Origin of the sequence: Carnobacterium pleistocenium FTR1 (assembly GCF_000744285.1) — a bacterium.
Classification (GTDB): Bacteria; Bacillota; Bacilli; order Lactobacillales; family Carnobacteriaceae; genus Carnobacterium_B; species Carnobacterium_B pleistocenium.
Genome location: NZ_JQLQ01000002.1, coordinates 1,246,204 through 1,259,946 on the forward strand (window position 1 = coordinate 1,246,204; position 13,743 = coordinate 1,259,946).

A 13,743-nucleotide genomic window follows, 5' to 3' on the forward strand; every position below is an offset into this window, starting at 1 on the left:
AAGGAGAGAATTCGAATGACGACGAACTATACAGCCATCAATTGGAACAATATCGAAGACATGATCGATAAGCTGACTTGGGAAAAATTAGTTGAACAATTTTGGACAGATACGCGTATCCCAGTATCAAATGATTTAGACGATTGGGCACGTCTTCCAAAAGTTGAAAAAGATATGGTAGGAAAGGTTTTTGGAGGCTTAACTTTATTAGATACCCTTCAATCACAAGATGGAGTTCCAGCTTTAAAACCTTCTATTCTTACACAACACGAAGAAGCTGTGTACAACAATATCCAATTTATGGAATCGATGCATGCAAAAAGCTACAGTGCTATTTTTAGTACCTTAAATAGCAAAGTTGAAATTGATGAAATTTTTCAATGGACGAATACAAATGAATTGTTGCAAATGAAAGCATCAACGATCAATGAAATTTACCACAATGGAACAGAGCTACAGCGTAAAATAGCCAGCGTAATGTTGGAATCTTTCTTATTCTACTCAGGTTTTTTTGCTCCGCTGCATTATTTAGGCAATAATAAACTGCCAAATGTAGCAGAAATCATTAAATTGATTTTAAGGGATGAATCTGTTCATGGGACCTATATTGGGTATAAATTTCAAATTGCGTACAATCAATTGCCTATTGACGAACAAGAAGAAACTAAGAATTGGGCATATGATTTACTTTTTAAATTGTATCAAAATGAAGTGAAATATGCAGAGTATTTGTATGATGAAATTGGTTGGACTGAACGCGTCAAAGTCTTTCTTCGTTACAATGCAAATAAAGCCCTACAAAATCTAGGATTTGATCCTTTATTTCCAGATACAGCTGATGATGTGGATCCTGTAGTGATGAATGGAATCTCTACAGGTACTTCTAATCACGACTTTTTCTCACAAGTAGGAAATGGGTATCTGCTTGGTATGGTTGAGTCGATGGAAAACGATGATTACGAAAAATGGACCGTTTAAATAGTCAAACAAAGAAAAGGAGAGGCTAGTTGGATATTTTTCCAATCTAAGCGCTTCTTTTTTTATGAATTTCAGCTATTTCTGATGCATGACTACAGCCAACAGGAATTAATTTGACTAGTTAATGATCTTTTTAGTAGAGTTTAAAAAAAGAATGTTATTGAAAAAATAACAATTGTTTAGCTATACTGTTTCGGTTATGATTAAGCAAGAATCCAGTTGGATGAAAAGGAGGAAATACAATGAAGAGACGCGAAATAAAACGCACCGCAAAAAAAATGTTAAAAGGGAATTGGAAAGTTGCTATTTTAAATTTAATTATTATTTCCATTTTAACAGGGGCAATTAGTCAAATTATATTAACGGTGTTAGGAACAGGGAATTCTTTTACACTAATCGAATCAGCTATTCAAGGGACTCTAAGCGAGCAACAAATTGCAACTGAGTCATCAATTGCAGCTAATTTAATTACTACGCTTGTCAGCATCTTTGTAGGTTTCATTTCGGGGTTGTTGTATGCTGGATATGCTTGGAATATTTTAGATATGATTGACGGCGCCAAGCTATCGATAGAAGGGATGTTTCAAACCTTTAGCAGAGCCCGTATTTTTAAAACAGCAGGATTGGTTATTGTAACAGCTATTTTAGTTACACTATGGTCTCTGTTATTGGTCATACCTGGAATTATCAAAACTTATAGTTATAGCCAAGCGTTAAATTTAATGAAGGATGATCCTTCAATCAGTATCATGGAGGCACTAAACCAAAGTCGTAAATTAATGAAAGGGGAAAAATGGAACTATTTTCTATTGCAACTTTCATTTATCTGGTGGTATATTGCACCTATTGTGCTTTTTGCTCTCCTTCTATCAGCAAGTGTTCGAACTATTGTTGCCAGTTTGGAAGCGGGATCTAACGAAGGTTTTGCGATTATTATAGGCTTTGCTTTATTGTTCTTAGTAGTTATGTTATTTGTATTTTTAATTTCTTTTTATGTAGAACCCTATCGCACAACAGCTCAGCAACTATTTTACCGTATGTTAACGGATGGAGCTGAGTATAACCCTGAGCAACCAATTGATCATACTAAAGGCAACAATCAGTATGAAGATAAAGATAACCAATTAGACGATACTACTTTTTGAAAGTACTATCAAGGTGACAAGGACTAGAGAATAATAATCGTGGTAAAACACGGATATTGTTCTCTAGTCCTTTTTTTTAAAATAAATTAACACTATTTAAGGCGGTATCTTTTTAATATCATTAGGTAATACGCTACAATGAAAGTAAGTATATTAGAGTTGCAAATATCTATTTATAACAGTTGTAGTTATCCGTTTTAAACTGTCGGTCACTGAAAAGATAGTAGTAGGGTGTTAAAAAATGCTTTTAAAACTATTCTAGCGCTTATTCCAAAAAAAAGCATAATCACCGTCCACTCCTCTCAAAAAAACTAATCGTTAGAGCACTGGCGTCCACTCATACACATTGGCTCTTGCCGTTCCTACAAACAACTTCTTTATCCAAAGAGGTAAATTAGGTGACTTACCTAATTTACCAATACTAAAAATTATAGGCCAAAAATTTGAAATGGACGGAAGATCAGTCGATTAGAATGATGTAATTTTCTATTGAAGAAACAATTGACCGCTTAAGTGATTCTACTGTGGGAAATTGAGAACGTTACCTCAATGATCGGTTAGGGTAGTTAGGTAATCAGCAGATGAAGGAGTGTAAAAATAGTTATCACAAAAGTTGATCTATTAGCTATAGGGGTTTATTTTTAATAAAAAAGAGAAAGGGTGATTGAAATGAAAAAAATCTTAACTCTTTTAGGCGCAGTTGCTACATTGGCGGGTTGTAATTCAATTGGAGGAGAATCTTCTACGGAATCAAGTTCAGCACCTATGTCGAGCGAGACAATGATAAGTTCAGAATTGGCTGCTGAATCGTCAGCGGTTGTTGCCTCTGAATCAATCATGAGTAATGCGGAAGAAGCAATAACAAGTTCAAATGCTACGAATGAATTAACTTCAGACATGGAAATCTCACTTGTGCCGCAAAAAATGGAGTTAGATCAAAATCTGACATTAGAAAATGATTCTGTGTTACAAGAAATAGAAACAAGAATGAAACAAGCAGAAGAACTAGGAATTGAAAATGACGTGGCGATTCATTTTACAGGCATGTATTTAGGTGAAGAAGGAAGTATGCAAGCAATCTTTATTATTGTGAACAGAATGGATGTGGCAATGACAAATATAAATATTACAGTCAGCTTTAGTACGATTGATGGAGCCACTATCCTAGAAGAAGCACCGTTCTATCTGACAGAAGAATCTTTTGGCGTATTAGAACCGGATACTGCCATGCCAATGTACTTGAAAATTCAGCCCGAAAACGAAGAAGCGTTCTTCAGCACATCAAATATGGAAGAGCTGATTTATAAAATTGATGAATTTGATTTTGAAGAAAGATAAACATAACTTTGATCAAGATGAAAGAACAAGCTTTTAAATGCAGGGAAAAAGTATTTAAAGGTTTGTTTTTCATTGAAAATAAAATAGATAACTAAATTGAAGAATGAGTCTAAGCCGACCGTAACAATGGTGGAATGCTATTGTAAACGATAATTCTATTTGAGAGGTGATGTAAATTGAAAATTCCTGCAAGAGATTTCTTTACTATTCCAAATAGTTTATCTTATATCCGTTTACTCCTTATTCCGGTTTTTATGGTCCAGTACCTTACAGCAGTAGAAATCAAAGATTATTATATAGCCGGTATGATCGTTGTCTTTTCAGGTCTGACAGATTTATTAGATGGACTTATTGCTCGCAAGTTGAATCAAATAACTGAGGTGGGTAAACTGCTTGATCCTGTTGCTGATAAACTCACTCAAATTGCCGTTATTATTTGCTTGATGTCACGATATGAAAAAATGTGGATTGTTATTTTATTATTTATAGCCAAAGAATTATTCATGACAATAAATGCTATTGTTCTTTACCGACAAGGTAAAAAACTAGATGGAGCCAAATGGTTTGGCAAAATATCTACCGCGGTTTTTTATGCGTGTATGACTTTTTTAGTGGCGTTTCCTTCTATTCAACCAACTAGCGCAGTTGGTTTGATGATTATTACGGCCTTTTTCTTAGCTTTATCTCTTCTACTGTATGGACGAGAGTTTTTTAGAATGTATCAAAAATAAGATGTTACATTAGGAAAGGGGACTATAATGAATAATGCAGAACGCTTTATTGCTAGTTTTAATCGCATTCACAATCATTTAAGCTTTTCGGAGAATGAAAATGAACATAAAAAACCTTTCTATCGCTTATTAGACGAAAATGAACACCGTAATCCTGCAGTAAAAAAATACAAAAATGATTTACAAATTTTTGCAGATCTTAGAAATGTAATGGTCCACAAAAAGCTAATCCCTAATACCTATATTGCACAACCGACAGATAAAGTAGTCGAACATATTGAACAAATGGAAGAAGAAATAAAAAACCCTCAAAAAGTCTACCCATTATTCAAAAGAAATGTCGTCCGTTTCAATTCAGATGATCTATTCATAGAAGTATTACGAACGATCAGTGAAAAAAAGTTCACCCATTTCCCTATTTACAAGAACAAGGAACTGATTGGTTTATTAACCGAAAAAGGGATCGCAGTTTGGTTAGCTAATCAGTTGAAAGATGAAACTATTTACTTAAAGAAAACAGCGGTGGAAGAAATCATTTTACAAGATAAAAATCGGAGTAACTATCTATTTATTAAAAAAAGCATGTCCGTTGAAATTGCTGCAGATTTATTGAAAAATGATCGTCGATTGGATGCTTTATTGATAACTGAGAATGGAACAGTATCAGAAACTCCTCTCGGTATTATTACTCCTTCAGATTTATAAGGTAACTCAATTACTTACTATGTAAAACGAATAAATAACTATAGGTAAGAATAATTTTTTCAGTTGATGGGTATCAGTTGCAACTTAAAATTAAGTGCGCTATAGTTGCTTTGAATTAGTAAATATAGCGCGCTCATTCTTTGCTAAATTACTTATTCAGTTGATAGCTGAAACATGATGAGGAGGAAAAAATAAATGATGAAAATTGGAATAATCACAGGAAGTACGCGTCAAGGACGCAATAGCTTGCAAGTAGCACAATGGGTAAAAAAATTAGCTGACGAACGTGGAGATGCAGAATATGAAATTATTGATCTTGTAGAATTCAATCTGCCTTTATATAATGAGCCAATCTCAGCAGCGTATAGTCAAGACTATATTACGCCAGAAGCTATTCCATGGTCTAAAAAAATAGCTGAATTAGATGGCTATGTCTTTATTACTCCCGAATACAATCATGGTATTACATCAGCATTAAAAAATGCAATTGATTACCTTTATCCTGAGTGGAACAATAAAGCAGCAGGTATCGTGAGTTATGGGTCATCTGGTGGGGTAAGAGCCGCAGAAGCTTTACGTGTTGTTTTAGCTGAATTACAAGTTGCAAGTGTTCGCACACATCCTGCAATGTCTTTATTCACTGATTTTGTAAATATGAATGAATTTAACCCTGCTGACTTGCATATTGCCTCAGTCAATACTCTTTTAAATCAAGTCAATGCATGGTCAACAGCACTGAAACCGTTAAGAAATAACGGGTAAACCTGAGTCTAATGTTACTTATTTAAAAAGAGGATTTCCAATCTTTAAAATTGAAATTTTAGAGGTTTACTGTTATTATAATGGTGTAAAGAAGTACAAGGTACAATGTCTTCTTTACTAGAGTCAGCGTAATAGACTCTAAAGTTAATAGTAGAATTAAGGCTATTAACTTAACTTCATATTAGTGGCTAAGTTCCTGAAATAGAATGAGTCGAGATTGAAGTATCCAAAATGCACATGATAGAAATATAAATCATGTGTAAAGTGACAATCTAGCAGATGAAATAAAAATGCTAGAAAATAAGAAGTAAAAAACGGGACTAGCTACAAAATGAAGAGAGAGCTTCTTTTAAGAATAAGAGGCTCTTTTTTTTGTCTATAATTTTTTAATGTTAGGAAATTAGATAGATTCCTTACTTGGTAATGTATGGGGATCTAAGTCAACTGGTGTGGATGATTTAAGATAAAACTTTCTCTGGAGTGGACAATTTGGACCGTGGAGAGTCAAGGGAATAGCTGAAGCACCAATGTTTTTTAATTTTCGTTGAATTCCTTTTATATGGCTACAAATAACGCTATTCCTCAAGCAAATAATAGGGTTGATTTGCAATCAAAATCATGACAAAAAACCATTTTGCTATCTAATTTAGGTGAAAAAAATAAATCCTTACGAAAAGTAGTTTGCTGCATCTGACCAGAAAACTGGATGAACATCTTATTTTTTGAACGGTCAATTAGATACAAATCGTCCGGAGAAGATACAAAAGACATTCGGAACACGAACTCCTGAACTTAGAGAAGCACTTACTTGGTTAGAAAACCAACATGTGACCGATATTTTTATGGAGAGCACAGGCTAATATTGGTTACCGACAGCTACTATATTTTCCGAAAGTTCGTTTAATCTCATTCGCTCTTTTTATGTTCCTTCACTTGAAGTGATGGACTTACGTTCTCTCATTCGCCGTGGGCAATCTTATACTCAAGAACGCAAGCAAGCAAGCTAAAAATGAGTTGTACACTATTCTTCAACGATCGAATAGTAAACTAACTGGTTATTTATCAGACATTTTTTCAAAAACGGGGACAAGCTTTGCTGCATTTGTTTATTGGTGGAGAAGCATTCACGCTTGAGTCCGTCCAATTTTGCATGTAAGATTCCATAAAACATCTCTCCATTATAATTCATCAAAAAAATTTTAGTAATAGAGCATTTACAATTGACATAATAACGCTTACATGGTATATTATGTATGTAAAGAGAGACATGCACAGTAAGAGAGCATGACGCTCTTTATAGAAGCTAGTGAAAGTGGCTTCTAGGACGAATAGTCGAGTAAAGCTATTCTGTCCAAGCTCATTCATTTAGATGATTGCTAAAAAAATTTAGTGAAACTCAATCAGAAATACTAAATGTTTGAGCTCATATATTTAGTAGCATGTTGTTCTAGATAATAAAAGAATCTCTAATAAACCTGTTCAAAAATTGGTGTTAGAAATTCGCTAGGACCATGCTATTAGAATTAAGAGGGTCGTTCTGATTTCCAGAGCGTCCTTCTTTTTTGGCTATATAATTTTTAATATTGCTATATTAATCAATTTACTCACTCAGACTTTCTGGAGAAAAAAAGTTGCTTTTAGTTTAGAAAGAAGTACGGTGTATTTTGTAGACTACTAAACTAATACAGGAACAAATACAGATTTACATGTGTCCCATAGTTCTACAAATAAATTTGTTTATTCTAGAAAAAAATTAGGCTGTTGCCACGAATACTATTTTTCAAACAGTCCAGATTAGTTGACAGGTATCTATTCATAATGGTATATTTGCCTCGAAATGAAGATAAATTCATTTAAAGTAATAGGGTTTTAGATATGTTCAAATCGAAAGGTGATAAGATAAAATGGATGACACAGCTAAAGCTTTAAAGACTTTGACAGTATTACTAAAATCTTCTGCAAGTGTACAAGATGTCATTAAAAGAGATATGTTGAAATATGGTGTAAATCCTACTGAATTTTCAGTTTTAGAGCTTCTTTATAGTAAAGGAGATCAGCCCGTTCAATTTATTGGTAAAAAAATATTACTAGCCAGCAGCAGTATCACATATGTCGTAGATAAATTAGAAAAGAAAGAATTTATAAAGCGTACTCCATCAGCTACAGACCGTCGAGTAACCACTATCTCGATTTCTGAAAAGGGAAAAGCTTTTATGCAAGAGGCCTTTCCGCAACACGAAGAGTTGATTTCAGATTTATTTAGTGTGCTTAATGAAGAGGAAAAAACTACTTTGATAGAATTATTAAAAAAAATTGGGTATCGTGCCCATTCATTTAAATAAAAAATGACTCATTTAACGAATCATAGGAAAGTTCCACACGGTTTAGTGTAAGAGTGCTAATAAAGGCTCTTTTTTTGTTGTGCTTCATTTTCTGGCCTAAATATGGTACAATGGGGTGTATTAAGAGAATTTATTAGAATACGCTCAAATAAGAACCAAAGAGATGAGGGGATTTACATGGGGAAAATTATTACCGAAGAAATTCAATCTTTAGTTGAAGTTGAACTTCGCAAAGGTGCTAGCAAATCAAGAATTGCGACTCTTTTAGGTGTACCATATGATGAAGCGATCGTTATTATTGATGAAATAAAAGCTTCTTTTAGACCTGATGTAGGAGATAGAATTATCTTTTCTTTCAGAGATGAAAAAATGGCTGGAACGATTATCAAATTATTAAATAATAGCGCTGTAGTTGAAATTTATTGGGAAAAGTCTTCTGATAAAATGAAAGATATAATGGAAAGCAAAACGATTGTTAACTTTAAAGATATTGAAGAGTTTATATCTGTTGAAGCTAATTAATTAATTAAAAAAGAGTTAAGACAATTTAATTTGTCTTAACTCTTTTTTTGTGGTTAAATTGGCTGTATATTTTTTGATGTATATAAATAAATCAATTAAATTACTTATCCCAAACTCCTGAAAGAATAGGGGTTACTTGTAAATATGCATTGAATTCAATGTGAATGATACAGTGTTAGCTCTTCAGTGATTAAGCTGTGTTTGAAGCTTGAAAGTCTGAAGACTTCCTTTCAGGCTTCCGGTGCTTCATGGTTCCAAAAGCAAACCCGTATAATTCAGAAGAAATTTCATTTTGAAGCATCCACGCCATTTGACCTAGATCCGATAAATTGAAACGTTAGTTTATAAAATAAATCCAAATTTTAATTCTTTTTTGGTAATTTAAAAATAATATTCGGCTAATTATTATAGCAAACACTTTAATAATTCAAATTTTTTTATTGCGTTATCCGTTGATAATAAAGGATTTTAATTTAAGATTAAAAAAAATAATGCTAATTATTCTTGACACTTCCGTTAAAAAATAATATAGTTTGATGGTCAAACAATTTGATGTTCAAAGTAATTGACCTACTTGACAATTTGAAAGAACGGAGGAGTTGGTGTGGACGAATTAATTCCTGAAATTAATTCTTACTTAGTAACGATTTTTAATGAAGTCCTGACGATTGAAGAAAATGCTCTTCAAAACAGCACATTTAAGGATATTTCAATAAAAGAAGTGCACACTATTGAAGCTATTGGGATGTATGGTGTTCATACAACTACAGAAGTTTCAAAGAAATTGGCAGTTACGGTAGGAACATTAACGGTCTCCGTTAACAACTTAGTAAAAAAAGGGTACGTTGAACGCATTCGAAATGATCATGATCGACGAGTGGTTAGGTTGGGATTAACTAAAAAAGGCCGGCTATTGTATCGCCTTCATAATAAGTTTCATCGAGATATGGTAAAAGAAACACTCGAAGGCTTAAATAAAGAAGAAGCGGAAATGTTGATTAAAGGCTTAGAAAATCTTCATGTTTTCTTACATCGCACAAAAAATAATCTATAAGAACAGGGTTGAATTCGATGAATGCAAAAATCATGGGTGCCGGAAGCTACATCCCGCAAAAAAAAGTTTCAAATGCTATGCTAGAAGAAATAATGGATACCAATGACGAATGGATCAGAACTCGTACAGGGATAGAAAATCGTCACATTAGTGAAGGTGAGAACACTTCAATTCTTTGTGGCAAGGCTGCACTAGATATTCTTGAAAAAACAGGCGTTTCTGCTAAAGAAATTGATTTTATTATTGTAGCGACAATGACTCCTGATGGATCAAGTCCTACGACAGCTTGTTTAGTACAAGATTATATTGGAGCAAGACCTGTAATGGCTTTTGATGTAAATGCAGCATGTTCTGGTTTTGTCTATGCATTATCGATTGCTGAAAAATTGATTCAAAGCGGCGCTTATCAATATGGATTAGTTCTTGGCGGAGAAGTCATGTCGAAAGTCATTGATTGGCAAGATCGCAGTACAGCGGTTTTGTTCGGTGATGGCGCTGGCGGAGTTTTGCTGGGAGCGACAGAAACAGAGGGCAGCTTTTTAGGAGAAGATATTCATTCTGACGGAAGCCGTGGAGATGCCCTTACAGTTGGAAGACACGCAGTTTCAAATTTCCAACTGGAGGAAGCTCGCAAAACGGATTTTCTTCAAATGGAAGGAAGAGCAATATTTGATTTTGCTCTCCGCAGTGTACCTGAAAGTATTCGAACAGTCATTGAGACATCAAGCAGCAGTATTGAACAAATTGATTGTATCATTGCTCATCAAGCGAATTACCGTATTCTAAAAGGTATTGCAAAAAAACTGAAAATTCCAGTTGAAAAATTTGCAACCAATATTGCTGAATATGGAAACACTTCAGCTGCCAGCATTCCAATTTTGTTAGATGAACTTTTAACAAATGGTGAGTTAGTTATTGGCAGCAAGAAAAAAGTTATTCTGACCGGATTTGGTGGAGGACTCACATGGGGATCTATCCTTATCCAACTTTAAATAAGGTACAACGGCTTGCTTAAGCTTAAAAAAAATAAGCAAAATAAGAAACAAAAAAAACAACTATAATGGAGGAAATATAAAATGACATTCGAAAAAATACAAGCAATCATCATGGACCAATTAGACAAAGAGGAAGAAGAAGTGAAATTAGAAACAAATTTCCGCGAAGACTTAGAAGCTGACAGCTTAGACTTATTCCAAATCATCAATGATATCGAAGATGAATTTGATATTAAGATCGAATCTGAAGAAGGTTTGGTAACTGTTCAAAACATCGTAACTTTTGTTGAAGCTGAACTAGCGAAAAAATAAATACTCAAAAGAAAGCAGGTACCTGCATGCAGTCTGAACTGATTAAAAAACTTGGAATCAAATATCCAATTATACAAGGCGCAATGTCTTGGGTTGCTAATCCTAGTTTAGTGAGTGCCGTTTCAAATGCTGGCGGGCTAGGAATACTAGCTTGTGGATATGCTTCGGCTGAAACTGTACGTGACCTAATTAAAGAAACAAAGAGCTTAACAGATAAACCTTTTGGAATCAATGTTCTACTAACTTCTCCTTACGTTGATGACGTTGTAAAAGTTGTCTGTGAAGAAAAAGTAAGAGTAGTGACTACCGGTGCAGGAAACCCAGGAAAATACATGAGTCAATTTAAAAGCGTTGGTACAGTCGTTATTCCAGTTGTTGCTTCAGTAGCATTAGCTAGAAGAATGGAAAATGAAGGTGCAGATGCGATTATATGTGAAGGTATGGAAGCTGGCGGACACATTGGGAAAACCACAACGATCAACTTAGTACCGCAAGTCGTTGATGCTGTTTCAGTACCTGTCATTGCAGCAGGGGGTATTGCTGATGGACGTGGGGTTGCAGCTGCTTTTATGTTAGGCGCTTCAGCTGTTCAATTAGGTACCCGTTTTGTTGTTGCTTATGAAAGTACGGTACATCAAAATTTTAAAGACGCTATTTTGAAAGCAAAAGATATCGATACTGTGATTACCGGTCAAATTACTGGTCATCCAGTACGAGTACTTCGTAACAAATTAACACGTAAATATTTAAAAGTTGAAAAAGACATTACAAGTGATGAAAAACCAGATTTTAGTCGCTTAGAAGAACTTGGTAAAGGTGCTTTAAGGCGTGCTGTCGTTGATGGAGATAAAGAAACTGGATCATTTATGTCTGGCCAAAGTGCTGGGTTAGTTTTTAAAGAACAAAGTTGTCATGACATCATCCAAGAATTAATGCATGAATATCAAGAAGTAATAAAAGAACAAGCCAACCTTATCTTAAATTAAGGTGAGCTTATGAAAAAACTAGAAAGCTAAAAAGAAGTTCTTTTTGCTTCAAATAGTTTTCTAGTTTTTTTTATTATTTCTTTTATTGATTTGTATAAAAAGGGATGATTTTTTTTATAGACAAATTACCGTATAAAGGAGACAAAATCCTTATGAAAATTGCTTTTGTATATAGTGGTCAAGGAGCTCAATATGTTGGTATGGGTCAAGAACTGTATGAAAACTACAGTGTGGTCCGAGATGTTTTTGATCAAGCCAGTGAATGTTTAGATTTGGATATAGCAAAATTATGTTTTGAAGAAAATGATTTGTTGCATCAAACAACTTACACTCAACCGGCGATTCTAACTACTAGTCTAGCTATTGATGCATTATTAAAAGAAAACGGGATCGAGCCAGCCATTGTAGCTGGTTTGAGTCTAGGAGAATATAGTGCTTTTGTTAAAGCCAATGTTCTTTCTTTTGCCGATGCTGTAAAATTGGTGAAAAAAAGAGGCCAATACATGACCGATGCTGTTCCCTTAGGTAAAGGTGCTATGAGTGCTATTATGGGGCTCGACCGCCAAACAGTTAAAGATGCGTGTGCTGAAGCCAGCGAGTTGGGAATCGTTTCGCCAGCTAATTACAATATGCCTGGCCAAATCGCCATTGGCGGTATTAAAGCAGCTGTTGAAAAAGCCGGTGAACTGTTGCTTGAAAGAGGCGCCAAACGTGTCGTACCTTTGCAAGTGAGTGGTCCTTTCCACACACAACTATTGGAACCAGCTTCGATCCAGTTAGAAAAAGCTGTTGCAACCGTTCCAATGAATGAACCGACTCTTCCTATTGTTAGCAATACGATTGCTGAAGTTTTTGAAGACAAAGAGCAAATTAAAGAGATGATGGTCAAACAAGTGATGTCTCCTGTGTATTGGGAAGATAGTGTACAAACCATGATTGCTTTAGGAGTCGATACATTCATTGAAGTTGGACCGGGAAAAGTATTAAGCAGTTTCATTAAAAAAATTGATAAAACCGTGACCATATTGAATGTTGAAAATGAAAAAACGCTAGCGAAAACACTAGCGAAACTGGCTGAACTAAATACATTAGCCTAGTACATTAAAAGGAATGAGTCCATGACTTTAAAAAATCAAACAGTTATTGTTACAGGCAGCTCAAGAGGCATTGGAAAAGCAGTTGCTGTCGAATTTGCTAAAGCGGGTGCGAACGTTGTCTTAAATGGAAGAAAACCAATTTCTGAAGAGCTTATTTCTGAAATAGAAAGTTATGGTGTAAAAACGCACACTATTTTAGGAGATGTCAGTGATTTTGATTTTGCCAAACAATTGATTGATGAAACAAAAGCATTTTTTGGAAGCGTCGATATTTTAGTTAATAATGCCGGTGTGACCCATGATATGCTTTTAATGCGGATGTCAGAAGAAGATTTTGACCAAACGATTTCAATCAATTTAAAGGGAACCTTTAATACGATTCGTCACGCATCAAAAGTTATGCTTAAACAAAAAAGTGGTACAATCATCAATATGGCTAGTGTAGTTGGCCTTGTAGGAAACGTTGGACAAGCAAACTATGCTGCAAGTAAAGCTGGTGTTGTCGGGTTAACAAAATCCGCAGCGCGAGAATTATCTGCTAGAGGCATCACTGTTAATGCCATTGCTCCTGGTTTTATTGATACAGAAATGACAGAAGTATTGTCTGACAAGATGAAAGAACAAGCTATTAGTCAAATTCCATTGAAACACTTAGGTAATGTAGAAGATGTTGCACGAGCAGCTATCTTTCTAAGCGAGAATAAGTACATTACTGGACAAGTCATCAATGTAGACGGCGGAATGGTTATGAATGGTTAATAAGGAGGAAAAATAAT

Annotated in this window: 15 protein-coding genes; all 15 read left to right on the top strand. The window is 34.6% G+C overall.

What is annotated here, in order from left to right; translation table 11 throughout:
* Positions 1–15: 15 nt before the first annotated feature.
* The 15 genes from nrdF to fabG all read left to right on the top strand — a co-directional run bounded on the left by nrdF (position 16) and on the right by fabG (position 13,726).
* Positions 16–978: a class 1b ribonucleoside-diphosphate reductase subunit beta gene (nrdF, locus tag BP17_RS06055; RefSeq protein ID WP_035052592.1), complete on the top strand. Its 963-nt coding sequence runs from the start codon at positions 16–18 to the stop codon at positions 976–978.
* Between the two features lie 242 nt (positions 979–1,220).
* A complete protein-coding gene (locus BP17_RS06060; RefSeq protein ID WP_035052593.1) occupies positions 1,221–2,123 on the top strand; it encodes a DUF975 family protein in 903 nt (300 codons plus the stop codon).
* Between the two features lie 669 nt (positions 2,124–2,792).
* Positions 2,793–3,461 (top strand): lipoprotein, encoded by a 669-nt coding sequence (locus BP17_RS06065; RefSeq protein ID WP_035052596.1) that lies wholly within the window; start codon positions 2,793–2,795, stop codon positions 3,459–3,461.
* 176 nt (positions 3,462–3,637) lie between these two features.
* On the top strand, positions 3,638–4,192 hold the full coding sequence (locus tag BP17_RS06070) for a CDP-alcohol phosphatidyltransferase family protein (protein WP_035052598.1): 555 nt from the start codon (positions 3,638–3,640) through the stop codon (positions 4,190–4,192).
* A gap of 27 nt (positions 4,193–4,219) precedes the next feature.
* Positions 4,220–4,897, top strand: a complete 678-nt coding sequence (locus BP17_RS06075; protein WP_035052600.1) for a CBS domain-containing protein — start codon at positions 4,220–4,222, stop codon at positions 4,895–4,897.
* 195 nt (positions 4,898–5,092) lie between these two features.
* Positions 5,093–5,659: an NADPH-dependent FMN reductase gene (locus BP17_RS06080; RefSeq protein ID WP_035052602.1), complete on the top strand. Its 567-nt coding sequence runs from the start codon at positions 5,093–5,095 to the stop codon at positions 5,657–5,659.
* A gap of 722 nt (positions 5,660–6,381) precedes the next feature.
* Positions 6,382–6,519, top strand: a complete 138-nt coding sequence (locus BP17_RS13370; protein ID WP_156956006.1) for a hypothetical protein — start codon at positions 6,382–6,384, stop codon at positions 6,517–6,519.
* A gap of 1,044 nt (positions 6,520–7,563) precedes the next feature.
* Positions 7,564–8,001, top strand: a complete 438-nt coding sequence (locus BP17_RS06090) for a MarR family winged helix-turn-helix transcriptional regulator (protein WP_035052606.1) — start codon at positions 7,564–7,566, stop codon at positions 7,999–8,001.
* A 177-nt stretch (positions 8,002–8,178) separates the two neighbouring features.
* On the top strand, positions 8,179–8,523 hold the full coding sequence (locus BP17_RS06095; protein ID WP_035052607.1) for a DUF2187 domain-containing protein: 345 nt from the start codon (positions 8,179–8,181) through the stop codon (positions 8,521–8,523).
* A 604-nt stretch (positions 8,524–9,127) separates the two neighbouring features.
* Positions 9,128–9,577 (top strand): fatty acid biosynthesis transcriptional regulator FabT, encoded by a 450-nt coding sequence (fabT, locus tag BP17_RS06100; protein ID WP_035052609.1) that lies wholly within the window; start codon positions 9,128–9,130, stop codon positions 9,575–9,577.
* A gap of 17 nt (positions 9,578–9,594) precedes the next feature.
* The gene (locus tag BP17_RS06105) at positions 9,595–10,569 is read left to right on the top strand and encodes a beta-ketoacyl-ACP synthase III (RefSeq protein ID WP_035052611.1); all 975 of its coding nucleotides are present in this window, start codon (positions 9,595–9,597) and stop codon (positions 10,567–10,569) included.
* 84 nt (positions 10,570–10,653) lie between these two features.
* Positions 10,654–10,884 (top strand): acyl carrier protein, encoded by a 231-nt coding sequence (locus BP17_RS06110; RefSeq protein ID WP_035052613.1) that lies wholly within the window; start codon positions 10,654–10,656, stop codon positions 10,882–10,884.
* Between the two features lie 26 nt (positions 10,885–10,910).
* Positions 10,911–11,870, top strand: a complete 960-nt coding sequence (fabK, locus tag BP17_RS06115) for an enoyl-[acyl-carrier-protein] reductase FabK (RefSeq protein WP_035052615.1) — start codon at positions 10,911–10,913, stop codon at positions 11,868–11,870.
* Positions 11,871–12,022: 152 nt separating this feature from the next.
* Positions 12,023–12,967 carry an ACP S-malonyltransferase gene (fabD, locus tag BP17_RS06120; protein WP_035052617.1) on the top strand — a complete coding sequence of 315 codons (945 nt, stop codon included), beginning with the start codon at positions 12,023–12,025 and terminating at the stop codon, positions 12,965–12,967.
* A gap of 21 nt (positions 12,968–12,988) precedes the next feature.
* On the top strand, positions 12,989–13,726 hold the full coding sequence (gene fabG / locus BP17_RS06125; protein ID WP_035052619.1) for a 3-oxoacyl-[acyl-carrier-protein] reductase: 738 nt from the start codon (positions 12,989–12,991) through the stop codon (positions 13,724–13,726).
* Positions 13,727–13,743 lie beyond the last annotated feature (17 nt).

Coding starts and splice junctions, on each gene's coding strand:
- nrdF (WP_035052592.1), top strand. CDS start 16: ATGACGACGAACTATACAGCCATCAATTGGAACAATATCGAAGACATG.
- BP17_RS06060 (WP_035052593.1), top strand. CDS start 1,221: ATGAAGAGACGCGAAATAAAACGCACCGCAAAAAAAATGTTAAAAGGG.
- BP17_RS06065 (WP_035052596.1), top strand. CDS start 2,793: ATGAAAAAAATCTTAACTCTTTTAGGCGCAGTTGCTACATTGGCGGGT.
- BP17_RS06075 (WP_035052600.1), top strand. CDS start 4,220: ATGAATAATGCAGAACGCTTTATTGCTAGTTTTAATCGCATTCACAAT.
- BP17_RS06080 (WP_035052602.1), top strand. CDS start 5,093: ATGATGAAAATTGGAATAATCACAGGAAGTACGCGTCAAGGACGCAAT.
- BP17_RS06090 (WP_035052606.1), top strand. CDS start 7,564: ATGGATGACACAGCTAAAGCTTTAAAGACTTTGACAGTATTACTAAAA.
- BP17_RS06095 (WP_035052607.1), top strand. CDS start 8,179: ATGGGGAAAATTATTACCGAAGAAATTCAATCTTTAGTTGAAGTTGAA.
- BP17_RS06105 (WP_035052611.1), top strand. CDS start 9,595: ATGAATGCAAAAATCATGGGTGCCGGAAGCTACATCCCGCAAAAAAAA.
- BP17_RS06110 (WP_035052613.1), top strand. CDS start 10,654: ATGACATTCGAAAAAATACAAGCAATCATCATGGACCAATTAGACAAA.
- fabK (WP_035052615.1), top strand. CDS start 10,911: ATGCAGTCTGAACTGATTAAAAAACTTGGAATCAAATATCCAATTATA.
- fabD (WP_035052617.1), top strand. CDS start 12,023: ATGAAAATTGCTTTTGTATATAGTGGTCAAGGAGCTCAATATGTTGGT.
- fabG (WP_035052619.1), top strand. CDS start 12,989: ATGACTTTAAAAAATCAAACAGTTATTGTTACAGGCAGCTCAAGAGGC.